This is a genomic window from Alicyclobacillus tolerans (assembly GCF_900142255.1).
GTDB classification, from domain to species: Bacteria; Bacillota; Bacilli; order Alicyclobacillales; family Alicyclobacillaceae; genus Alicyclobacillus_I; species Alicyclobacillus_I tolerans.
The window spans coordinates 73,893-97,643 of record NZ_FRAF01000007.1 but is presented as its reverse complement, the minus strand read 5'-3'; the positions used below and the strand labels follow the sequence as shown (position 1 = coordinate 97,643).

The following is a 23,751-nucleotide window of genomic DNA, read 5'->3' as shown; positions in this document are numbered from 1 at the left end:
AAGCTTAATGAGTAGAGTGTTTTTAGGATTGTTTGCTTCACTTTTGTTTGCGACGATTGGCGTTTACGCTGGGCAATTCGTGCCTCCCGTTTTGGTGAGTATTGCTATGTTTGCGGAGATTATTATGATTGTGGTGGCCATGTTTCTTCAGCGCAGGCGAACCATTGGCTATCCATTTGTTTTTAGTTTCACTTTCATTTCTGGGTTAACACTTTACCCAACGATTGCGTATTACACGCAAACTTACGGTTCAGGTCTGGTATTGGAGGCACTTGGTGTAACAGCAATTTCCTTTTTGGTTGCAAGTATTGTAGCGTCTCGCAGTTCCATGGATTTTTCATTCCTCGGCGGATTTCTTTTTATTGGACTCATCGCCCTGATTTTGATGGGGATTGTGTCCTTCTTCGTGCACTTTGGAACTACCGGACAATTGATCTACTCTTTCATCGGAATTGCCATATTTATTGGCTATATTCTTTTTGACGTGAACCGTCTTTCCAAATACGGTGTAGCTGAACAATATGTTCCTTGGATTGTTTTGTCACTCTACTTGGACATCATCAACCTCTTCCTGTTTATTCTCCAGTTCTTCGGAGTTAGTTCAAATTCGCGCCGTTAACGATTCTATTGCAGGAGCTATCTGATGGCTCGCAAAAAGTGAAAATTGTTGGCATAAAAAAGGTCGGGCTGAATGTCCGACTTTTCTTCTGCCTGGGATTGCGGTATACTGCTTTCCAATCTGTAGTGGAACGGCAGGAGTGGTGACGTTGGAATATGTAGCAAAAACCATTGAGGCTAAATGGAAAGAAAAATGGAAAAAAGACAATATGAGTCGTGTTCAAGAAGACAGTCAAAAACCAAAATATTATTGTTTGGATATGTTTCCCTACCCTTCAGGAGAGGGATTACATGTAGGACATTGGCGAGGATATACCATTTCTGATGTCTGGAGTCGTTACAAACTCTTACAGGGTTATGATGTGTTGCATCCCATGGGTTGGGATGCGTTTGGTTTGCCAGCAGAAAATTACGCGATTGCCCATGGTGTTCATCCAGCCCTATCAACGTCCAAAAATATTCAAAATTTCAAGCGTCAGCTGGAACAGATTGGCGCTTTGTATGATTGGGATCGGGAAGTGAATACAAGTTCTCCAGATTTCTATCACTGGACACAATTTTTCTTTGTGAAAATGTTTGAAAAAGGACTGGCTTATCGCAAGAAAATGCCAATTAATTGGTGCCCCAGTTGTAAAACAGGCCTTGCTAATGAAGAAGTTGTCGATGGTTGTTGCGACCGCTGTGGTGCGGAAGTGACAAAGCGGGAAATGAATCAGTGGATGCTCAAAATTACCGCTTATGCAGATCGGCTGTTGGACGATCTCGATAAACTCGAATGGCCGGAACATGTGAAACGCATGCAACGAGCATGGATTGGTCGAAGTGAAGGAGCGCGAATTCTATTTGGTGTCGCAGGACATCCCGATGAGCAAATTGAGGTGTTCAGTACTCGGCCCGACACGCTGTATGGCGCTACCTATATGGTGCTTGCTCCAGAACATCCGTTGGTTCAGAAGATCAGCACAACTGAAAAGCAAAACGAAGTGAACGCGTATGTGGAAGAAACCTTAAAAAAATCAGCTGTTAGCCGGCAGATTGTGGACAAGAGCAAAACTGGCGTATTTACAGGTGCGTACGCTATCCATCCTCTTACTGGTGCGGAGTTGCCCATTTGGATAGCTGATTATGTTTTGATGGATTATGGAACTGGTGCAATTATGGCCGTTCCCGCACATGATGAAAGAGATTTTGAATTCGCCCAGACGTTTGGTCTACCCATTCGTACAGTGGTAACAGAGCCAGGAAAGGAAGCAGAAGATGGAGTTCTTTACCTAGGGGATGGTGTGCTGGTCAATTCAGAGGGGCTCAATGGTCTGACGGTAGCAGATGCCAAGAAGGCCATGATTCAATTGCTTGAAGAGAAGAAAAAAGGGGAGCAAACCATTTCTTATCGGTTGCGTGACTGGGTATTTGCCCGCCAGCGTTACTGGGGCGAACCTATTCCTATCCTTTATTGCGATACGTGTGGGACTGTTCCAGTGCCTGTAGACGATTTGCCTGTTCGTCTGCCTGATGTGGAAAAGTACGAGCCAACAGGCACTGGTGAATCGCCACTTGCGGCCATTCCCGAATTCGTAAATACTACGTGTCCACGATGTGGGGGGGCGGCACGTCGAGAAACAGACACAATGCCACAGTGGGCAGGGTCCAGTTGGTATTTTTTGCGTTATGTCGACCCGCACAATCCAAACGCTCCATTTAGCAAGGAAAAAGCGGATGCCTGGTTGCCTGTGGATATGTATATTGGCGGTGTGGAGCATGCGGTATTGCATCTTCTCTATGCGCGTTTCTTTACAAAAGTCATTCATGACCTTCAAATGATTGACTTTGATGAACCGTTTCAGCACCTTTTTACGCAGGGTATGATCACGTTAAACGGTGCAAAAATGAGCAAATCAAAAGGAAACGTTGTGAGTCCGGATGAAATTATTGACAAATACGGTGCTGATGCACTGCGGATGTACGAAATGTTTGTGGGGCCACCCGAAGATGAAGCGGAATGGAATACCAACGGATTGGAAGGTGTCGCTCGTTTTCTGCAGAGGTTATATCGACTATTCGCTCAAGCTATGGGTGAACCTGTTCCGGCACGTGACAGTTTGAACAAGTTGCGTCATCGTTTTGTGGCTACGCTGACAGAACGAATGGAGCAGTTCCGCTTTAATACCGCCGTAAGTGCCTTTATGGAATATATCAACGCGTTGCAGGCGGAAAGCGCACATGGACTAGATCTAGCTACTTTAGAAACTTTGGCTGTTTGTCTGTCTCCGTTTGCTCCCCATCTGGGCGAGGAACTTTGGTCGCTTTTGGGACATTCGTCATCCGTTTTTGCGACATCATGGCCAAAAGTGGATGAAAAATGGTTGCGTGATGATGAGGTTGAACTTGTGGTACAAATTAATGGCAGAGTGCGCGGTCATTTGCGCATGCCAGCGGATGCTTCTCAAGAAGCGGTCATTGCGTCTGCCAAGAAGCTTCCAGAAATTATAGGATGGTTAAACGATGGTGTCATTGTCAAGGAAGTATACGTTCCTGGCAAGTTGTTGAATCTTGTCGTGAAAGCTTGAGCGAATGTAGGCTGTCGATGCGTGTTCTGAGAAGTCCCTGCCTTTCGGTAAGGGAGTGGTCACTGAGTGGCTTTGATCTCAAACTGTAGATTCTGCGCTTGGAAGATAAATATAGGCGAAAAGATCAGTATCTTAGGGCGTAGGCCGCTCATTCTGCGAAGCGAGGAACGTCCATGGAATCTCATAAACTGTATATGCGTGTAGCACAAAAAATTCGTTCACAAATAGAGTCAGGTGAATACCGCCCTGGAACAAAGTTGCCGCCGTTGGCTCATTTGGCGGAAACTTACCAATGCAGCAGAGCAACAGTGCGAGAAGCGCTAGGAATGTTGCGTGGTCAAGGGCTGGTAGAGTTTCGCCATGGCGATGGAACTTATGTGCGAACGGCGAGTGTAGAGATGTGGATGGAGCCGTTGGAGGCTGCGTGGTTACTGGGCATTGGCGAGGTCGAAGACCTGCTCGACACATTGATTGCCGTGTTGGCAGGTGTGGCAACGGTGGCTGCTCGAGAGCGAGGCAGCCGCGATTACAGTGCACTGTCTTATGCTGTATTTGAGATGGAATGTGCCGCTCATCATATGGAAGCGCGCCTGTCTGCTGAGTTACGTTTTTTTGAAGTGCTAGCTCAAGTGGCTGAAAACTCTATTTTAGAAAATGCTTTTCGCATTTTACAGGAGCCATTTCGCTCTGCTCTGCGTGTGCTTGGTTTGCCGGGTGATCTCGGTATTTCCATTTGCCGCGAATTATATCATGCTGTACAAATGGAGAAAGTTCGCGAAGCAAGAGAAATTGTCTATAGGTATGGCGATCAACTGCGTTCTGCAGTAGCTCGTGCCCGACAGGGGGAAATGGATGCCGCCGCAACTGAGGAGAAAAAGCCCACCAAGGCAGACAGATAACGCATCGACACCGTGAAAATCCGTTCTGAATAGAGAGTAAGACTTGTAGCTAGCGAAAAAATTTGATCACAATAGAGCAAGCCCATTTGGTTATTGTCACTGTTATAATGATGAAGATTGGTGTATAATAGTCCTGTAAGCGCTTCCATTTGGAGCGGGGGAGAGAGCTATATGACAAAGTTACTTATTGCCAGCTTGTCTAATTCAGGACTGGAATATTTGCATCGTGCTCAAGCGCTTGGTCTTGAAGCTCATGTACTTGATTGTTTTGAAGGGCATCGAGGAGAATTAAAATCGAGATACGGTAAAGCGCTCATTGAAACAGATGCAAGAAAAACAGATGTTATTCGAGCGGTATCTTCTTATCAGTTTGATGTAGCCTTGATTGAAGAAGACAGTGATTTTGTTCGGACAGCTTTGATAGCGCAGTCGTTACGGGAAGCCAATATTCCATTAGTCATTGTGTTGACTGCTGATGCCAATAAAATTCGTCTTTACCGTCGCAGTGGCGCTCATCGTGTTATTGTGGCTCGTGATTGTAGTGAAGCTTGGACATTATGTCAACGTTATTTTGTAGCTAATCTTCCTGCCTGAAGGTTGGATGTTGAATATTTTATGATTACCCCCTATGCAAGTTTTATGTGATATTCCTCCCAATTCATCAGAGGACCCGTCCCATAGCCTAGTCCATTTGCCCAGGTTTGTTTGGCTGGGCAAATTGTCGTATCTCGGCGCTTTTCTCCATTCCATAGAAGTGGCATAATACGAATAAAAACGAGGAGAACATTCAATGAGCATTCATTTAGCTGCCAAGCACGGGGAAATTGCCGAATCTGTTTTGCTTCCGGGCGATCCGTTACGTGCTAAGTTTATAGCTGACAATTATTTAGAGAATGCGCAAATGTATAATGAAGTACGAGGAATGTATGGATTTACTGGATTTTATAAAGGGAACCGAGTTTCTGTGCAGGGAACAGGGATGGGTGTGCCTTCGATTTCGATTTACGCTCATGAATTGATGGTTGATTATGGAGTCCGGCGACTCATACGTGTAGGTACTGCAGGGGCGCTTCATGCAGATATGAAGGTTAGAGATATCGTTTTAGCCATGAGTGCTTCCACAGATTCTGCTGTGCCGAGTCTGCGCTTGCCAGGTGTTCACTATGCAGCAACCGCTGATTTCGCGTTGCTGGAACAAGCTTATCACGTAGCCGAACGGATCGGAAGAAAATATTGGGTAGGTAATATCTTTACGTCCGATACGTTTTATCATGAAGATGAAAGCATCTATCAGCGACTGCAAAATTACGGAGTGTTGGCAGTTGAGATGGAAACCGCTGCGCTCTATACCTTGGCAGCTCGCTATGGACGCAGGGCACTTTCTATTCTTACCATTAGTGATCATATCCTGACAGGAGATACCACGACTTCGGAAGAGAGACAAACTTCCTTCCGTGATATGATGGAAATAGCTTTAGAAGCGATGATAGTTGAGGAGGGTTAATGTCATCATGATGTCACGTGGACAAAAAATAATTATGTTGCTTTTTGCCATTTTCGGAGCAGCTTCGTTAGCATCAGCCAGTTACATTATGTCCATACCCAAACATAATATCGAGGCTACATTACTCTTTATTTTGGCATTTTTACTTATTGGTACGGGTTTTACATTGCGTCGAGTTTTTTTGCGCAAAGTGTAATGGCTATCTGAATGTTGAAATTGAGCATCGGCAGAGAGGAGCAAGGCGGTGCTGGCACGTGAAGAAAGCCTGCATAAATATTGGTTGCGCGTAGCAGAAGTTGCCGCGTTGTTTCTTTTTGTCGCTCTGGTCATTCTTGTTGTTGGATTACTATTAAAATATATTCTTCCATTCATTCTTGGCTGGATAGTGGCTGTCTTGTTATTGCCTGTGGTTCGCTTTTTGGAAGAAATTCGTATACCGCGCTTATTAGCTGTATTGCTGACGCTCGGTATTTGTGTGGCATTACTGGTCGTCTTTTTTGTCGCGGCTATTGTTGGTGTGGCAAGAGAAGCGCCAACCTTGACGCTGGGTTCTGAATATTTACTGCGTTCAGGAGAGCTATGGATTCATCAACAAGTCCTGCGCGGCGAGATCTTATACGGTAATTTGCCGCCACAGGTGGCGAATCAACTGCAGAATACTTTTGTGCACGTATTAGCGAGTGCAGAAAAATGGTTGCAAAAATTTGCGACAGAAGTGCTAATGTCCGTCACGCATCTGCCAGAAACTATTTTTGTTGCCATTATTGCAGTCATTACAGCCTTTTTCTTGTTATTGCATAGGGAGAGCATGACAAAACGTTTTTTTCGTATACTGCCTCCCGGATGGTCCGCTAAAATGGAAGGTGTTATTCGCGATATTCATAAAGCGTTTGTGGGTACCATCCGGGTTCAATTATTACTGATGATTCTATCTGCTGTGCTTGGCATTGGCGGACTTCTTCTCTTGCACTTTAGGTTTGCTGTACTGCTTGGAATTCTGTTTGGTCTCTTTGGTATAGTACCTATTGTGGGATCTGCGTTGTTAACTGTACCTTGGGCTCTACTGGCCTTTACAACCGGTCATCTGTCCATTGCCATAAAAATACTCTCATTGCAAGTGGGTGTTTCGATACTCAGGCATTTGATTGAACCTAAATTTCTTGCCAATAACGTAGGACTTGATATACTTTCCACGCTATTTGCACTCTACGTAGGTTTACAAGCTATGGGTTTTATAGGTTTGTTCATTGGCCCCATTTTGCTCATTGCGGTAAAGAGCCTGTTTGCTTCACATTTGTTTGTTGATTTGCTTCCCAACTCAGTAAATCCAATGCTTGACTCTGAGGAACAAGTTAAATAGTGTGGATTATACCTTTTCGAAAGTGCACTAAGCTGTCTGAAGATGGAAACCTACAGCCTTAATGAGAATCCTGTAAAATCTTTTTTGCGCGTTGTAAGATTGCAAACAGTGTTTTTGAATCATCATCAAGCTGTTCTGAAGATATTTCTGTAAAAGAACTGCTTTGAGGGTGGATTACTTGTACTTCCAATTGTCCAATCCGATTGGCCAAATCTTTATTCAGATTTTCTAGCTGAGAAGCGTGCTGCTGGAGATGTTGAAACTTTTGTTCGTACGTTTGCAGAAAATGTAAAATATCGGTCATTGACAATTCCTGCGATACGCTTTTCTGATGTGGATTGGAGTCTGAAGTCTCTACTTCTTGAATACTCGAATGTACTTTACTCGTTTTCCTTTCTTCTTTTGCCTTTTCAATTTCATCCCGATAGTGTTTGCGAACAACACCGTTCCATCGGTAGCCGCAAGCAGCGGATGTTCGGCCTAATAATGTGGCAGCTTCGTCAAAAGCGCGCAATTGAGTGCTTCCAGAACGAATATGTTGAAGTACAAGATTTGCTAGCTTCACATCGTCTTCTGGAGACCAGGCGTCAGAACGAGACACCGTTTTTTCATCAGATGTCACTGTATTTCCTCCTTTGCAACCAACCTTTTCAAGAGGGAGGTTTCTGAAAGATTTCAACAAAGGCAAGTAACCTTTGCGTACGTTGCAGCTTTTATGAGTATGTTATGTTGCAACCTTGCAATCGTGAACAAATTTCTGAAAAAAACGTAGGAACATTTGAATGGAAAGGAAGAGAACAGGTTGAATTTAGAAGATTTTCCGGTATTTCAAGCAGACGACTTTTCAGTATTTGATGTGCCCGATCTCGATGGAAGAATGCAAGCCATTAAATCTGTTATTCGACCTAAGTTAGAAAAAATCGGTGCTCAGTTTGCGCAACAACTCTCTTATGATTTACATCGTCCTGTTTATGCTCATGTAGCCAAACATGCAAGACGGACAGTCAATCCTCCTAAAGATACGTGGGTAGCATTCTCAGAGAATCCTCGTGGCTATAAACAGCATCCACATTTTCAATTGGGTATTTGGCCAACACATGTTTTTGTCATGTTTGGCGTTCTCTACGAGTCCCCCAATAAATCAGCGATTGTTCAACGTCTCGAAAACCATGCAGAAACGATTATCAAACATATTCCAGCGGACTATTTTTGGATGGAAGATCATACGAAACCAATTTATCTTTCAGCACGGGATGTTCATGTGGAAAAATTTAAAGATATGGCGGAAAAATGTAAAAATCGTCGCCAAGGAGACTTGTTGATAGGAAAAAAATGGTCTGCCGAGCAAATTCTTGAGATGCAAGCCCATCAAGCGTTAGCTTCATTTCAAGAGGTCTTTCAACGTCTATTGTCCATCTACCAGTTGACATCCGATATTGGAAATGGATGAACATTTATTGCAAGGTCATCAATAATGACGGATCGTCATAAAATATTTGGAAGTCTCGATTATCTAGCAGGAAACTCGCTTTATATCACGAATGCCTCAATGTAAGCCTTATCATGACACGGTGTCAGGAGGTAAAGAAATGATTGCTAGTGGAGCCGCTATCGATATACCTAATCAGATGATTTTTGATATGTTGGCCGAATCTGCGAGTCGCAATCCAGACGGAGCGGCAATTCACTTTATGGGGCATACTTTAAAGTATGGTCAGTTACTGGGAGCTGTCAAAAAATTTATGGGTTTTTTGCGCTCAAAAGGTATTCAACAGGGCGATCGCGTGGGTATCATGTTGCCAAACTGCCCTCAGTACGTTATAGCTTATTATGCTATTACGGGAATTGGTGCTGTCGTAGTGCAGGTCAATCCCATGAGCACCGCTCCAGAACTCTCCTATTTACTTGAAGATTCGGGTATGCGCATGCTGATTTTACTCGATTCATTCTTACCTGTTCTTGAAAAAATGACAGAAAGACATGCTTTACAAGACCTTGTGGTAGTAAATTTACAAGGAGGAGCGACAGACTCTCTGCCGACTCAAGCAGTTTCATTTATGGAAGTGCTGATGGCCGCAAGTCCTGCTGAACCTGTAAAGAATCTTTCACCTGCTGATACTCTCGCTGTGTTGCAATATACCGGAGGGACTACAGGTCGACCTAAAGGTGCTATGCTTTCGCACAGAAATATTGTAGCTAATGCCATTCAGTCCACGCATACTGTTGAAAACGGTGTTCGACCGGACGATATTACGCTGGCTGCTTTACCGTTTTTTCATGTCTACGCTATGACAGTTGCCATGAATCTTCCTCTTGTCAGTGGTATTCCCTTGGTGATTTTGCCGCGTTTCTCCGTACAGGATGCTCTAGATGCGATCCAAAATTATAAAATAACTTTGTTTCCAGCTGTCCCCACTATGTATGTAGCACTGGCTCAAGCTGTTACACCCGGTTCGGATATATTGTCTTCTTTGCGCGTATGCAATTGCGGGGGAGCACCTATGCCTGTGAAGGTCTTGGAAATTTTTGAACAGGTCACTGGCGCAACTGTTTTAGAAGGTTATGGATTATCCGAGGCGTCACCCGTCACACACAGCAATCCATCGCTTGCATCTCGTAAAATAGGCAGTATTGGTAAGCTTATTCCAGGTACGTCTGCGAAGATTGTCAATCCTGATAATCCAGCAGAAGAAGTTCCGGTTGGCAGTGAAGGAGAATTAGCCATTGCTGGACCTCAGGTTATGTTAGGCTATTGGCAGCGTCCTGAGGAGACGGCAGCAGTACTTTTGGATGGCTGGCTGTTGACAGGAGATATTGCTACTATGGATGAGGATGGATTTTTTTCTATCGTCGATCGTAAAAAAGATATGATTATCGCCAGTGGTTACAATGTATATCCGCGCGAAGTAGAGGAAGCGCTCTATCGCCATCCGGCTATTCTAGAAGCCGCTGTAATTGGTGTAGAGGATGATTATCGGGGAGAGACGGTAAAGGCTTACGTGGTTCTAAGGCCAGGCATGTCGGTCAGTGAGGAAGAGCTTCACGCGTTTTGCCGGGAGCAACTTGCTGCTTATAAAGTTCCACGCAGCTTCGAATTTAGGGATAGTTTGCCTAAGTCAGCCGTTGGTAAAGTGCTCCGCCGTGCGCTAAAAAGTTAGCAAACGGTATCCGAAATCGCGCGGTCATGGATATCGAGGGGGATGACCGCATGAAAATTCATTTGCTGCACACAAACGATTTGCACAGCTCTCTCGAAAATTATATGCGCGTAGGCCATCGCCTGCGCGCTCTTCGTGCAAATTTGACAGCTTCCAAGGAAGTAGTATGGACGTTTGATATTGGAGATTTAATCGACCGCGTTCGTCCGGAAACTGAGGCGTCGCTGGGCAGAGTCAACGCGGCTATGATGCGCGCTCTATCTGTAGATGCATGGGTTTTTGGGAACAACGAGGGTCTTACTTTACCCAGCAGTGTATGGGGGGAACTCGGTAACTTAGCAAACACGCGTATACTTTGTGCCAATCTTCAGCAGCTCAATGGTCAATCGTTTCCTTTTTTTGATCGCGCGTTGATTTTATCTCAGGAAAATGTGACCATAGGAGTTTTTGGATTGACGGCAGCTTATCCACTTGCCTATCAACCGCTTGGTGTTAAGGCTGCTCCGCCTTTTGAAACGGCGAAAGAGGTTGTTCAAGAACTGCGCGGGAAAGGTTGCAGTGTAGTCATCTGCCTCTCCCATTTGGGCCTTTTTGACGATCGCGTTTTAGCGCAACGTGTTCCAGGAATAGACGTGATTTTAGGAGGGCACACGCATCACTTTATGCACGAGCCGGAAGTCGTCGGTCATACCTACATTTTTCAGGCTGGCAAGCATGGTCGCGCTTTTGGGCATGTGTCGCTGGAATGGGTTTCAGATGAGAAGCGAGTAGGTTCTGTAAGTGTGGAACTTGTAGAAGTGAATGAATATGAACCCCTTGATAGGGCTATGCTGGCAGCCTATGAATCTTGGCGGTCGGAGATTGACACAGTGATGGGCAAACAAGTAGCGGAAATTCCAGAACGTTTAGAAGTGCGTTTCCGCGGTGAATCTGCCTTTGCTAATTTGTTAGCGGATGCTTTATTAGCGAATTATGATGCTCATCTTTCCATTATGATGTCAGGAGCTTTAACGGCCAGTCTGCTGCCAGGGCGTGCAGATCAATATCATCTTCTTGGAGCATGCAGCACACCAACTCGTCCTGTACTCATGAATCTGACCGGTCAGCAAATTCTCTCGATTCTTGAAGTAGGGCTGCAACCAGAGATTCAGATGAAATTAGGAAAGGGTTTTGGGTTCCGAGGAGCGGTGATTGGTCATCTTGCTGTTGCCGGGGCAGTGATTTATACAAAAGAATTGCAGGACGGTCAGCATGTGATTGAAAAGGTCATGCTGGCGGGGAAAGAAATGAATTTGGAAGGCGTTTATCGTGTTGCCACTTGTGAATATCTATACTTAACCCATACTTTTCCCCAGTTTCAATGCGGAACAGAAGTTACTTTTGGTGCACCTATGGTGAGAGAACTTCTGGTAAACTATATTCAACAGGAAAATGTTTGGGAAAAAGCGAATGAGATACGTTATCAGATAGATTCTACTGTGGATGAAGAGGAGAGTCAGTGATGCGGTTGTTGTCTAAGTCTCAGGCAAGAAAGATGCTAGCTAAGCTAGAGGCTGCCTATCCAGATGCAAAATGTGCTCTAAATTATACGACTCCTTTTGAATTACTGATTGCCACTATGTTATCCGCGCAATGCACGGATGTTCGCGTCAATCAGGTTACAGCAAGGTTATTTCAAAAATATCGTGAACCTGAGGAATTTGCTGCGGCTACATCGGAAGAGTTACAGGAGGAAATTAGGGAAGTTGGACTTTTTCGCGCCAAAGCGGATAATATTATTGCTGCTTCCAAAATGATTTTAAAAGAATATCATGGTCTTGTCCCGCAAGCTCAAGACGAATTAATTCGTTTACCAGGAGTGGGGAGAAAAACGGCTAATGTTGTTGTCTCAAACGCTTTTGGTATCCCAGCGTTAGCAGTGGATACACATGTCAATCGCGTAGCCAATCGTTTAGGACTTGCCAATAGTTTGAAGCCTGATATTACTGAGAGACAGATTTGCCAGCGTATTCCACAAAAACTCTGGAGCCAGACGCATCACTGGTTGATTCAACATGGTCGGCAAGTTTGTACAGCGAGAAATCCTAAGTGCGAACTTTGTCCTGTTTTAGAATATTGTCAATTTTATCCTCGCTTGCAGAGTGATAAGCGGTTAAATGATAAAGTGTTTGAGATAAAACCACCAGTTGAGAAGAAGAAATCAAAAACGAGATCGGGCAAAAAGGTCGCCTCGTCCCTGTAAATGGACATACAGGAGGATAGAAGATGATTTGGAAACGAGCGTTTGTGGTTCTTCTCTCGATAAATTTGTTGGCAGCCATTGGACTGCTGGTTTGGGTTACGAGTTTTCCTAAACCGAGTGCTTCAACTGTTCCATTGCAGAGCATACCTTCGGGCACGCCAGCAAATATCCAAATGTCTATAGGAGACGAAGCCATCAACGCATATTTGGCCTATGATTTACCTCGTCAGAAAGATTTGAATCGGTTTTTGCAAAGTGCCAAAGTCAAATTTGCAAATAATTGGAAAGCTCAGCTCGATATTCTTTTTCTTGGCCGTGTCATACCATTCGATATGACTTTTTTGCCTGTGGTTGAAAATGGTAATTTGAATTTGCAGTTAGAGCAATCCAGTATGGGTGGTGTAGGACTACCCAACCGGCTTTTGTTTCTGTTTTTTGAACGCATGCCATGGCCCAACTGGATACAACTCCAGAGCCAGAACGATATGATTCAAGTTAATTTGAGTGAGCGACCTCAATCGCCCTTTCGAATTCGAGCACTTGCTTACAATCCTCGTACACGTCTGCTGACACTGGAAATCAGTATTTTTCCAGCTTTGACAAGTAAGATTTCTTGAGTCATGGTCTTGTATTTCCTCTCTTATTATTGGGTTACCCTCATCATTTCTTGGTCTAAACATACTTGAAGTTTACTGTCCCTGAATAAACTGTCTGACGCACGTACACGCTAACCTCACTGAAAAAAATCCGTTCCTGCACGGTCAAGAAAGTGAGGTGATGTCCGCGTGGCCTTAAAATTTCCACTTTGGTTAAGAAAATTATTGATTGTTGACGATTCCGTCATGGATGAGACATTCACATTGAATGAGTCGAGTCGGAGTTCAAATGGTGAAAACAATTCAGAGAGTTCAAACAGTACAACCGGCAGTTTTCTTCCTCTCGGTCACAAGGGCGGATCGACTGTACGACCGCGGGCGTTGCGGGAATATATCAAGCAGTCGGCGCAAGAGTACGATGTCAGTGTTGAGCATATGGCATCTTATGATGATGAACAGATTCCTGCCCACTTGGAAGAATGTAAAGATAAACTAAAATCCACGTTCCACCTGGACATCAATAAGGACGTTGTTGTACGAGAATTTACGATTGGGGTTCGTCGTCCCTGGAAAGCTTTTGCCGTTTTTGTTGATGGTATGGCAGATAAAAATATCATCAACACACACATTCTGCAGCCTTTAATGATTCTTACCCATATTCCTGAAGATGATAGTAAAAAACGAATGGATGCTATTGCTGAACGGTTATTGCCTGGCAATCAGGTGGAAGCCATCAATGAGTGGACAGATTTAGTCAACGCCGTTTTGGCAGGGTCGACTGTAGTTTTGGTGGACGGCTGTGACGCGGCTCTCACGGTAGAAACCAAAGGTTGGGAACACCGTACAGTGGGCACAGCGTTGACAGAAAATGTTGTACGTGGGCCGCATAACGGATTTACTGAAAGTTTTCGGGCAAATACAGGGTTAGTTCGTTCAATATTGAGATCGGAACATTTGGTGACCGATATTCTTTCCATTGGTAAATTGGCGCCAACTGATATTGGGGTCATGTGGATAGAAGGATTGACGAATCCAGAATTGGTTGAAGAAGTAAAAAAGCGAATCAAAGCGATAGAGGTAGATTATTTGCCAGATAGCGGTCTTCTTGAACAATTTTTAGATGATAAGCCCAATCTTCTGATTCCGCAAGTATTTTCAACTGAACGTCCCGATCGTATTGCATCGCTTTTAGTGGAAGGACATGTGGCCATTTTTGTTGGCAATAGTCCTTTTGTACTAGCGGTACCCGTTGTACTTTGGACCATGGTTCAGACATCGGAAGATGCTTACTTGCGTTTCCCTTTTGGTGCTTTTTTGCGAGGTTTGCGCTGGATTGCGTTAGTAGTCGCTCTGCTTTTGCCAGGGATGTATGTGGCTGTGACCAACTATCATCCAGAAATGATTCCAACCGATTTGATGTTGGCCATTGCTGGAAGCCGTGAACAAGTACCTTTTCCAGTAGTCGTAGAAATTCTCTTGATGGAATTTGCCATAGAATTAATTCGAGAAGCCGGAATTAGGATACCATCGGTAATTGGACCCACCATTGGTATAGTTGGAGCCCTTATTATCGGTCAGGCTGCCGTACAGGCTGGTATTGTTTCACCTTTACTCGTCATTGTTGTAGCTACAACTGCCTTAGCCAGCTTTACCATTCCAAATTACAATCTGAGCCTTGCTGTTCGTGTGGCACGATTTGTTTTCCTCATTGCTGGGGCGTTTTTGGGGTTTTATGGTATCGCAATTCTAGGGATTGTTTATCTGGTTCGACTTACAGTACAAAAATCATTTGGTGTACCCTTGTTGGCTCCGGTTGCACCTAGCATGGGCGGGTCTCCTGATGTACTCGTACGCGGCTATGTCTTTCAAATGAATCGTAGACCAGACTATCTCAAGCCGCTCAAACGATGGCGGCAGAGTCCTATTACCAGACCGTGGAGTGCGGAAACGCGACCTGTCCCCAATTTAACAAAGTCTAACAAGAAGTCTAAAAGCTAGTTATGACGAGTAAGTGCTGGAAAGGAAAGTGTCAATGAAGCAAAAAACGCGTGTCGGAACCAGAGAACTGATTGCTATGCTGACCATTATTGTAGCTTCTAACGCTTTTCTCATGTATCCACGTTATGTTAGCCAGACAACGCTGGAAGCCGCTTGGATGGAACCTATTATATCAGGAGCTATAACCCTGATTGTATTTTTAATTGTTGAAATGTTGCTATCAAAATATTTTCCATATATGGATATTGTTCAGGTTTCACAAGAAACATTTGGAAAGCCAATAACGATGTTTTTTATACTGATTGTAGTAGGTTATTTTATTCTTTCCACAGCAAGTGTATCCAGACAATTTACAGAAAATGTTATCACGACAGTTTTGCCTTCAACACCTATCCTGCTGATTGGCGCTGTGTTTATGGCAGCATCTGCTTATATTGCCTATATGGGATTAGAAGGAATCTGTCGAACAGCGTATTTTGTGCAACCTATTTTAATCATTGGCATACTTGCTCTCTGTCTGATGACAGCCAACTGGTGGCATCCCATGTATCTTTTTCCATTTTGGGGCTCAGGACCTTGGGTAGTTTTGAAATCATCAGTTTTTTACATTTCTATCTTCAATAATGTGCTATTGCTGTGTGTCATTTTTCCACATGCCTATCATCCGCGTGATTTTCGAGTAATTGGTACAGTATCTATTGTTGTGTCTACATTGCTATTAACCGCGTTCTTGGTGACTTTCCATATGGTCTTTTCACCAGTGGAAGCAGGCAAGGCTTCATTTGCGCTTTACCAAATGGCACGCATGATATACTTGGGCAGGTTTTTTCAAAGATTGGAAAGTATTTTCGTTTTTCTTTGGGTTACAGCAGCCATCGTCAAAATGGCTGTAAGCCTTTGGGGAGCAGGATATTTGCTGGGTAAAGCAGTTGGATGGAAATCTTTTCGTCCTTCAATACCCTCCATTTCGTTGCTTTGTTTTGCTATTTCCTTATGGCATGCCGATTTGGTAAGGGTGATCACGATGGATGATCAGTACCTTATGCAATGGGGTTGGACGGTTGTTTTTGCGTTGCCCGTTTTTATCATTTTGAGTGGTGTCATCCGTCATCATTTACGTCGAGGTGGAGGGGGAAGAGATAAAAGAAGAAATAAAAGGAGGCGAACGGCACATGCTTAAATTTGTTTTTGCCATGATTGTTCCATTGATGATTCTGATATATACGATTTCTTTTGGATTGTGGATGCGCTCTAATCATCAAGGGTTTGGGTCTGCTGTAGCCTATGTACTGGGAGTTTTATCTTTTAGTGCATCAGGATTTATTTTCTGGCGGATGTTTACCTAAATGTTTTGCTGGTGGTTCGGACATTTCTAGAACGACTTCCTTTCCGGTATATAATGAAAAGGAGATAAGTGAGTGGACAAATAGGGAGTGGGAAATGAAGTGTCGGAATTATCTTTATCCAGCGAAGACGATTGGGTGGAAGTTTATACAGATGGAGCATGCAGCGGTAATCCAGGGCCAGGAGGATGGGCTGCTATTTTACTTTATCAAAATCATAGTAAGGAAATTTCCGGCGGCGAACTGCAGACGACAAACCAGCGCATGGAAATTCAAGCAGTAGTGGAAGCGCTGGCTTGTTTGCGTAAACCTTGTCGGGTTCGAATATACAGTGATTCAGCTTATGTGGTTAATTGTTTTCGCCAACGTTGGTATGTCAATTGGCGAAAAAATAATTGGAAAAACAGTAAAGGAGATTTAGTTCAAAACCGTGATTTGTGGGAGAGGTTGTTGCAAGAGGTAGAGCGCCATCAAGTGGAGTTTGCGAAAGTAAAAGGACATGCTGGGGATTTTTATAATGAACGGTGCGATGCCCTTGCTCGCGAGGCGGTGCCGAAGCGGTGAAAAGTTTGACGCTTGAAAGGCTGCAAGAAATAGCTCGTCCTCTAAATTTTGCCGCGGTAGGCGCCACCGATGCCAGTCCGTTTGAAGAATTGCAACCCATTCTGAGCGAATATGCCAAACGAGGTTTGACTGGGTTTGAAGTGAGCGATATTCGTCAGCGTATGGATCCGCGTCAATGGCTGCCAGAAGCTGAATCGATTGTAGTTGTAGCAATGGCCTATTTGACGGAAAAGGGTTTGCATGAAGCTCGGTTACATCCGCGTTCGCGCCAACATGGACAGACTTCTGTATATGTTTATGGAGAAGATTACCACATTGTTTTGCGCAACCAGCTTCTCACTCTTCATGCTTTATTGGAAGAAGAGTGGGGCGGGTCTATTCCTGCTCGCGTCATTGTAGATACATCACCAATGGTCGATCGTCGTCTTGCAGAAAGGGCCGGAATTGGATGGATAGGTAAAAATTGTATGCTAATTGTTCCAGGGAGTGGTAGTTTTGTTTTTCTGGGAGCTATTTTATTAGGGATACCTATTCAAGGGAGTCAGCAATTAGCTATGCCTACTATGCAATGTGGTCATTGTGATTTGTGTCTCAAGGCTTGTCCAACAGGCGCTTTACTTGCTCCCGGAGTCATTCAGGCAACTGCTTGTCTCTCCTATGTCACACAAATGAAAGGTATTATACCTAAGGCGTATCGTGCCGCGTTGGGAAAAAGAATTTTTGGCTGTGATACCTGTCAATGGGTATGTCCTGAGAATCGTCATATAGAGTATGCTCATGCAACCGTCTTTGAACCTGAAAAGGATCAAGCTTATCCAGATTTGTTGAAGATTTTGCGCATGAGTCAGCGCCAATTTCAAAAGTTATATGGTCGCAGTGCTGCAGGCTGGCGAGGTGTACGCACTGTCCAGCGTAATGCTCTGATTGCCCTTGGCAATATGCGAGCAAGAGAAGCTCTAATGGAAATCATACCATTTCTTGATCACCATCGTCGTGAGTTACGGGCGAGTGCCGCTTATGCTCTGGGGCAAATTGGTGGACAGGTAGCTATGGATGTTCTAAAACAGAGACTTTCCATTGAAGAAGATGAAGAAATTCGCCAAGAATTAGTTGACGCTCTTCATCAAGCCTCTGTTGGAAACAACTCTTAAGCGAAATTTTTAATCAGGTAATTGCTGAATTTGTTCATGGAAAGAATCAAGAAATTGTTTGCGCCGTTCCGTCTGCTGCATATAGTTGTGTAACTGTTGTAATACCATTTCATTGTCTGTATTGGCTAGATGACTGTCGAGTATCCGCCAAATATGGTGCGGAAAGCGCAGTAAAGCTTCCAGTGTTGTATATTCACTTTTGCTCATTGTTCGCCATTCATTATATTGAACAAAAACGTTATATGCGTAGTCGCTGGTCCAAAAAGTTGATTCTAATGTTCTTCGCAACAAATGCGACATATCCAGAACTCGCGGTGCAAAAGCAGACAAATCAAAATCAATAGCAGTGACTCTGTCTTCTGTTCCGTCATAGAGAAAATTCCGAGGTATGACATCTAAGTGGCAGAGACCTGCTTGAACCGTAGCGGATTTTAGATAATCGAGACAAGCATCAGATTGTAGTAATTGTATGGATTCTTCAGCTTCTTGAAGCAGCGATGAACGATGAGTTTGCAGCCATTCGTTAATTTTTTTAGATTGACGTGATTCGCTGGTTCGATTCAATACTTGTTCGAATTGCACCTTTCTTCTCTTCATCATGGCTCGTAAATCGACAGGTGTGGTGCGAAGTTTATCTTTTTGTTTGTATGTTCTTGTTTTTTCATGTAATTCAGCCAATAAATAAGCAACTTTTCCCAACTGGTGAAGTGAAGTAAAATTTGCAGGAACTCCGTTTATCCAATGATTGGCGTAATAAACGGTTTGTTGATATTCCACAAAGTAGCCCGCGTTTTTTGTACGCCAAATATTCGGAGTACCCTCAAATCCTTGCTCTTTAGCAAATTCAAGTGTATCCATTAAAATTTTCAATCGAGCAGGATGGACATGCGCCTCTTTAATCGAAAAACTTCCTTCAGGTGTAGTGATTTTCCATACTCCATTTACTTTGCTCAAACGTTCGAATTCGTTTGTGTAAGCATCAATAACCTGACGCGGTAGTCCTTCCAGACGTTGCTCAACTGACGAAGAACGAGCTTTGGAGAGAGAACGTTGAACCTGAGGAAGTGGTTGGGCTGTTCTCTTATTTTCTCTTTTATTTTCCCTGTTGATCACGGTAATATGTCCGGTGTTAGCAGCTTCTGCAGGTCGGTGAGTATGTTTTGACGCTGCTTCTTTGGCAGGAGTATGGGTTGGATATGAATCTTTCGAAGAACGGGCAGAAGCTGTTGGACGAACATCTTTTTCAGTTTTCTCTATGGGAACAGGACGCACAGGCACTGCTTCTGATACTTTTTCTTCCTCTTCATACTTCTTGTCCAGAGGCCACAGAGACTGTTTCCAACCTGATGGGTCTGTCTTATTTTGAAAAAAATAGGGAGGTTTCATGAGTTCTTCTAGCAACGCTTCCGCCCAAGGAGCAAGTTTTCGTCTTTTTCTCAACTTAGAACACCTCCAGGGCATTTAAGCCTGTTTGACTCCTTACAGACTATGAACGATCCTAGGCAATGGTGAAATGGATTTGCTTTGTTCATAGAAGTTTAAAGTTTTTTTGACAATCTAAACAGTTTGTCTGTTTTTACAGGATTAAGCTCGATATGATGAAGACAGAATAAATAAATAGGCATGAATGAAATAGTTGAGGAGGTGAAGATGATGTCTATGGGTGGATCAGTAACTCCATATCAATATTTGAGTTATGTTCTCTTGGCTTCTTTTCTCCTATCCATATTTTCAGTGCTCATTTATCAACTTGGCAGACGATTAATTCATCAAATCGTTGTCCAGGAAACTTCCACCAACCTTTCGGTAGAGACCAACTTAAAAAACGACGCTCTTGTCAAACTGGATGAGAAGTTACATCGTAAGTCCTCTTGGTTAGCTACGCCGTTACCTTATCGAATACTCTGGTACGGAATGGCCGTTTTATGGCTGTTGGCTGGAATTTTACAAGCACAACCGATGATGTTTACAAACCAATTTATAAGTTCCATACTTCAGAACGCCTATCTGACGCAAGTTCCTTTTTTGCGCACTTCGGATCTTGCTTTAATGGAACGTTGGAGCCACAATCCGGTTACAAGTAATATAGAAGCTATTATGATTCAACTCTTTATTGGCGTTTTACTTTTGCTCAATCGGCGCAATTGGCTTGGTTATACGGCCCTAGGTGGTTCTATAGTCTGGGGACTTTTAGTTTGGGCTTATGGTGAAGGATTTGGAAATACCTTTACGACGGGTCGTTCCTTTCTTTTGTCTGGGACGCCTGGAGCGGTTCTTTTCTATGTTGTAGCTTCTGTTTTACTTTTATTACCTATTCAAATCTGGGAAAATCCTCGATTTTACTCAATTATGCGAGTGGCGCTAGCTGTATTTTGGGGTTTGGCCGCCATATGGCAAATCATTCCTAGTAATGGAGCTTGGCAAGCAAAAACTTGGCAGAACTCTCTTCAGAGCATGATACAAACGCCTGCAGGTCAACCTTCTTGGGTAACTTCGGGAATCAATATGTTTATGCGCTTGGCCATTCAGCATGTCAGTCTAGTCAATAGTATTTCTATAGGCCTTTTCTTCTTTATTGCGGTATTGTTCTTGTTGCCCACACCACGCGCGCTTATGGTGGGGATTTCATGTCTTGTCCTTTTTTTGGTGTGGTGGTGGACGGAAGATTTTGGAGTGTTAGGGGGTATGGGAACAGATGTCAATGTCGCACCTTTAGTCGGCTTATTTACGGTGGCGTTTTACCCGAGCATACGAGTTCAAAAATATTTGGGTTCTTTTGGAAAGCCTGTGAAACATGATTTGAAGTGAGACGGAAAAAACCTATAGAGGACGGAAAATATGAGAAAGGATCTGCTTCTGGAGCATGAAAACATGCTTTCGCGGCAGATCCTTCTTCTGCTTCTGATGTTTTATACGCTTTCTCCAAGCGTACTCCATACTTCTAACTTTGTTTTTACTCGTTCAATGACTTCATCCGTAAATTCTGTCGTGGAAGCGCCTCCGCCCAAGTCGGAAGTACGACAACCGGTCATCACAGTTTCCAGAGTGCTTTCGTAGATAGCTCTCGATGCTGTTTGACAAGATTTATCTTCCATATAGGCGAGCAAGGAAGCGGTAGCTAAAATCATGGCCATTGGATTGGCAACGTTTTTGCCAAATAAGCTGGGAGCTGTTCCGTGTGGAGCTTCTGCCATTACCGTTTGAGGCTTACAATTATCGTCCAAAGAAAGAAGAATAGATTCAGATCCAGCAATCGTTCCAAACATTTGTAAAACGAGATCGCTCAAACAATCACCGTCACGATTGAGAGCTGGAATTACTAAAGGTTCTCCTGCTTTTACCAACAATAAAGCATATGTTGCGTCAATTAACTGAGGTTCATAGGGAACGTTGGGGTAACGTTCTGCAGCCCTATCCATTTCTTCTTTCAGCATTCCTTCATAAATAGGGGAAACAGTGAATTTTGGCCCACCAAACACTTTAGCATTCAGTCTTTTGGCGTGTTGAAAAGCATATTCGGCGACGCCTCGGCAAATTTTGCGAGAGATTTTTTCAGTACGATAGGCAATTTCTTCATTATCAACCGTCTCACGCCATTCTTTGGCACCATAAGCGTCATCAACAGCCATTCTTACAACAGAGATGGGTGAATATACACCTACTGGCGGTGCTACGCTTGGAATACGCCGGCCTGTGCGTACAATCACCGTTCCATTGATCTCTTTTCGTAAAATGGCGTTGGGACTTCCTACGTCGCCTTTTGTTTCCGGCGTAATCGTGGCTGCTTTAAGTCCATAACCATATTCACGCATTGCTTTTGCCGCTTCATGCACAATCTCGTTGTTGGTCTTGCGGCGGTTTTTCCGACTCAAATCAAAACGATGTAATTTTACGTCTACGCCGATTACATTAGCATCAAGCAGGCGTAATGACTGTTCGAGGAGTTCTTGACCTGTTTGGTCACCCTCCATGACAGCAATTTTGGGTTTGCTCATGAATGTCCACCCTTTCTATTTGATTCATTTCTGACGTGACATGGATTCCAGAGAGGAGTATACCATAGCCAACAGAGATTCTCATGAAAAATGAGCAAATATCGATTTACTGTCATAGTCTGCCCATGGTGAGGTGAACGTGGTGGAAGCGATTTTGCACGCCGTTCAAACATGGTTTGCTGCTCGAAACCAAGCATGGGTTAGTTTGGATAAAGATTCTAATTTACTAAGGAATGCGCCTGTTGCAACAGAATTGGGGCGGAAAGCGTGGCAGGAAGTGCGACGTATGCGTTCGGCAACTTTACATGACGGGATGCGTTTGGCACGAGCGCACACTTGTGTAGCCGTTTTAGATGTTCAATTTAAGGAAAATCGTCGCCTTGCAAAGGTTCTTGCCAACGAACTTGTCTATTTGACCAAGGTGTCTACGCCTGCCATGACTGTGGAGGCTAGACAGTTAGAGCATGAAATGACATGGCAGCGTAATCATCAACACTGGCAATTGAAAGAGGACCATCTGCTGGGGTTACAAGAGGATTGTAAGATGAATAATCGCATCATCAAACCTGCAGTTCATTGTGTATCGATGAGGGATGATATTGTCAACATAAGGCAATGGTATACGGGTAAACAGATGGGTTACTCGCGATTATTGGCTGTTCGATACGCAGACTTATGGTGGCAGAAACAAAATCCCCTATATGCACAGTATGAAAACGACAGTGCCAATTATGTGTCTCAGTGCCTGTTTGCAGCAGGACTTGGTATGAGTGAAAAAAATTCGCATGGATGGTGGATGGATACAGCCCGTCAGGAATATGCACCAGCCTGGACGATGCCGCATCTGCTCTATCATTCGTTGCTTTCACGTAAAAATGTCATACGACTGGAAAAATCCAGACAATGTATCGTGGGCGATCTCGTTTTTTATGATTGGCATGGGAATCATCGTCCCAGTCATGTTGCTATTGTAACAGATTTCGATCATCAAGGAAGGCCACTTGTGAACAGTCATTCCATGCATGTACAATATCGTCCTTATCGTTATCTCGATTCGCCCATTTATTCAGACCGTGTCCAGTATCTTTTTTTGAGAATTCCAGATGGAACCGTGTAAGTACGTTGTCGATAGTTGGATCTCTTCTCTTGTTCTCTTCCTGTGCTAAACTAGGGGAAGTGTGAAAAGTGGAGGGAATTGTTTTGTTGCACATTGTTTTGGTAGAACCTGAAATACCCGCCAACACGGGGAACATTGCTAGAACCTGCTCTGCTACGGGCAGTGTTTTGCATTTGGTGAGACCACTGGGATTTTCTACAGACGATCGTCAACTTAAAAGGGCAGGGTTAGATTACTGGCATCTCTTAGACATCCGATATCATGATAGCATGGAAGAAATATGGAAAGCATATGCCGATCGTAGATTTCATTATGCTTCAACTAAAGGAGGACGCTATTACTCAGAGGCTAACTATCAAGACGGAGATTTTCTGGTGTTTGGTAAAGAAACCAAAGGTCTGCCAGAAGAAATGTTGGAAGCTCATCGTGAAGAAGTGATACGAATTCCAATGCGGCGCGATGCCCGTTCTCTCAATCTATCGAATGCTGTCGCCATAGTGGCCTATGAGGCACTACGCCAATGGTCGTTTCCTGGAATGCTATAGATATATCGCACCGAATTGAATGATCGGTATGCATGGTTCTTCAAGTTTTGATATTATCAGCAGTTTGGATCTTCTTTTCGGCAGCATTCTACTT

23 protein-coding genes are annotated in these 23,751 nt (G+C 43.8%); 20 read left to right on the top strand and 3 right to left on the bottom strand.

What is annotated here, in order from left to right; translation table 11 throughout:
• Positions 1 to 7: 7 nt before the first annotated feature.
• From BUA75_RS05415 to ytvI, 7 genes are all read left to right on the top strand, one after another.
• Positions 8 to 619, top strand: coding sequence for a Bax inhibitor-1/YccA family protein (locus BUA75_RS05415; protein ID WP_238413628.1), 612 nt, complete (start codon positions 8 to 10; stop codon positions 617 to 619).
• 148 nt (positions 620 to 767) lie between these two features.
• The gene (gene leuS, locus BUA75_RS05410; RefSeq protein ID WP_072873549.1) at positions 768 to 3,185 is read left to right on the top strand and encodes a leucine--tRNA ligase; all 2,418 of its coding nucleotides are present in this window, start codon (positions 768 to 770) and stop codon (positions 3,183 to 3,185) included.
• Between the two features lie 173 nt (positions 3,186 to 3,358).
• The gene (locus BUA75_RS05405) at positions 3,359 to 4,084 is read left to right on the top strand and encodes a FadR/GntR family transcriptional regulator (protein WP_072873548.1); all 726 of its coding nucleotides are present in this window, start codon (positions 3,359 to 3,361) and stop codon (positions 4,082 to 4,084) included.
• Between the two features lie 171 nt (positions 4,085 to 4,255).
• Positions 4,256 to 4,678, top strand: coding sequence for a potassium channel family protein (locus tag BUA75_RS05400; protein WP_072873547.1), 423 nt, complete (start codon positions 4,256 to 4,258; stop codon positions 4,676 to 4,678).
• Between the two features lie 196 nt (positions 4,679 to 4,874).
• Positions 4,875 to 5,588, top strand: a complete 714-nt coding sequence (gene deoD / locus BUA75_RS05395) for a purine-nucleoside phosphorylase (RefSeq protein WP_072873546.1) — start codon at positions 4,875 to 4,877, stop codon at positions 5,586 to 5,588.
• 7 nt (positions 5,589 to 5,595) lie between these two features.
• Positions 5,596 to 5,784, top strand: a complete 189-nt coding sequence (locus BUA75_RS05390) for a hypothetical protein (protein WP_072873545.1) — start codon at positions 5,596 to 5,598, stop codon at positions 5,782 to 5,784.
• Positions 5,785 to 5,832: 48 nt separating this feature from the next.
• A complete protein-coding gene (gene ytvI, locus BUA75_RS05385) occupies positions 5,833 to 6,948 on the top strand; it encodes a sporulation integral membrane protein YtvI (RefSeq protein WP_238413630.1) in 1,116 nt (371 codons plus the stop codon).
• Positions 6,949 to 7,006: 58 nt separating this feature from the next.
• On the opposite strand, the gene BUA75_RS05380 is transcribed toward ytvI, so the two are convergent.
• A complete protein-coding gene (locus tag BUA75_RS05380; RefSeq protein ID WP_072873544.1) occupies positions 7,007 to 7,570 on the bottom strand; it encodes a transcriptional regulator in 564 nt (187 codons plus the stop codon).
• A 180-nt stretch (positions 7,571 to 7,750) separates the two neighbouring features.
• On the opposite strand from BUA75_RS05380, the gene BUA75_RS05375 reads away from it, so the two are divergent.
• From BUA75_RS05375 to queG, 10 genes are all read left to right on the top strand, one after another.
• The gene (locus BUA75_RS05375) at positions 7,751 to 8,398 is read left to right on the top strand and encodes a DUF1054 domain-containing protein (RefSeq protein ID WP_072873543.1); all 648 of its coding nucleotides are present in this window, start codon (positions 7,751 to 7,753) and stop codon (positions 8,396 to 8,398) included.
• A 139-nt stretch (positions 8,399 to 8,537) separates the two neighbouring features.
• The gene (locus BUA75_RS05370; RefSeq protein ID WP_072873542.1) at positions 8,538 to 10,106 is read left to right on the top strand and encodes a long-chain-fatty-acid--CoA ligase; all 1,569 of its coding nucleotides are present in this window, start codon (positions 8,538 to 8,540) and stop codon (positions 10,104 to 10,106) included.
• 50 nt (positions 10,107 to 10,156) lie between these two features.
• Complete coding sequence (locus tag BUA75_RS05365) at positions 10,157 to 11,608, top strand: bifunctional metallophosphatase/5'-nucleotidase (RefSeq protein WP_072873541.1); 1,452 nt, start codon at positions 10,157 to 10,159, stop codon at positions 11,606 to 11,608.
• Positions 11,608 to 12,348 (top strand): endonuclease III, encoded by a 741-nt coding sequence (gene nth / locus BUA75_RS05360; RefSeq protein WP_083574105.1) that lies wholly within the window; start codon positions 11,608 to 11,610, stop codon positions 12,346 to 12,348. Before BUA75_RS05365 ends, nth begins: the two co-directional genes overlap by 1 nt.
• A gap of 23 nt (positions 12,349 to 12,371) precedes the next feature.
• A complete protein-coding gene (locus tag BUA75_RS05355) occupies positions 12,372 to 12,965 on the top strand; it encodes a DUF2140 family protein (RefSeq protein WP_072873540.1) in 594 nt (197 codons plus the stop codon).
• 168 nt (positions 12,966 to 13,133) lie between these two features.
• Complete coding sequence (locus BUA75_RS05350; RefSeq protein ID WP_238413631.1) at positions 13,134 to 14,942, top strand: spore germination protein; 1,809 nt, start codon at positions 13,134 to 13,136, stop codon at positions 14,940 to 14,942.
• A gap of 34 nt (positions 14,943 to 14,976) precedes the next feature.
• Positions 14,977 to 16,122 carry a GerAB/ArcD/ProY family transporter gene (locus BUA75_RS05345; RefSeq protein ID WP_072873539.1) on the top strand — a complete coding sequence of 382 codons (1,146 nt, stop codon included), beginning with the start codon at positions 14,977 to 14,979 and terminating at the stop codon, positions 16,120 to 16,122.
• Positions 16,115 to 16,288, top strand: coding sequence for a hypothetical protein (locus BUA75_RS15845; RefSeq protein ID WP_165611952.1), 174 nt, complete (start codon positions 16,115 to 16,117; stop codon positions 16,286 to 16,288). Before BUA75_RS05345 ends, BUA75_RS15845 begins: the two co-directional genes overlap by 8 nt.
• A 99-nt stretch (positions 16,289 to 16,387) precedes the next feature.
• Entirely contained in the window at positions 16,388 to 16,849 is a 462-nt protein-coding gene (gene rnhA / locus BUA75_RS05340; RefSeq protein WP_072873584.1) for a ribonuclease HI, read from the top strand.
• Positions 16,846 to 18,000, top strand: a complete 1,155-nt coding sequence (queG, locus tag BUA75_RS05335) for a tRNA epoxyqueuosine(34) reductase QueG (RefSeq protein WP_072873538.1) — start codon at positions 16,846 to 16,848, stop codon at positions 17,998 to 18,000. Before rnhA ends, queG begins: the two co-directional genes overlap by 4 nt.
• A 9-nt stretch (positions 18,001 to 18,009) precedes the next feature.
• Here queG and BUA75_RS05330 read toward each other — a convergent pair whose 3' ends face one another.
• Positions 18,010 to 19,440, bottom strand: coding sequence for a YutH/CotS family kinase-like spore coat protein (locus BUA75_RS05330; RefSeq protein ID WP_072873537.1), 1,431 nt, complete (start codon positions 19,438 to 19,440; stop codon positions 18,010 to 18,012).
• Between the two features lie 213 nt (positions 19,441 to 19,653).
• On the opposite strand from BUA75_RS05330, the gene BUA75_RS05325 reads away from it, so the two are divergent.
• Positions 19,654 to 20,808 carry a hypothetical protein gene (locus BUA75_RS05325; protein ID WP_072873536.1) on the top strand — a complete coding sequence of 385 codons (1,155 nt, stop codon included), beginning with the start codon at positions 19,654 to 19,656 and terminating at the stop codon, positions 20,806 to 20,808.
• A 101-nt stretch (positions 20,809 to 20,909) separates the two neighbouring features.
• On the opposite strand, the gene BUA75_RS05320 is transcribed toward BUA75_RS05325, so the two are convergent.
• The gene (locus BUA75_RS05320; RefSeq protein ID WP_072873535.1) at positions 20,910 to 21,995 is read right to left on the bottom strand and encodes an isocitrate/isopropylmalate family dehydrogenase; all 1,086 of its coding nucleotides are present in this window, start codon (positions 21,993 to 21,995) and stop codon (positions 20,910 to 20,912) included.
• A gap of 133 nt (positions 21,996 to 22,128) precedes the next feature.
• On the opposite strand from BUA75_RS05320, the gene BUA75_RS05315 reads away from it, so the two are divergent.
• Positions 22,129 to 23,112, top strand: a complete 984-nt coding sequence (locus BUA75_RS05315) for an amidase domain-containing protein (protein WP_203115086.1) — start codon at positions 22,129 to 22,131, stop codon at positions 23,110 to 23,112.
• A gap of 86 nt (positions 23,113 to 23,198) precedes the next feature.
• Positions 23,199 to 23,657 (top strand): tRNA (uridine(34)/cytosine(34)/5-carboxymethylaminomethyluridine(34)-2'-O)-methyltransferase TrmL, encoded by a 459-nt coding sequence (gene trmL, locus BUA75_RS05310; protein ID WP_072873583.1) that lies wholly within the window; start codon positions 23,199 to 23,201, stop codon positions 23,655 to 23,657.
• Positions 23,658 to 23,751 lie beyond the last annotated feature (94 nt).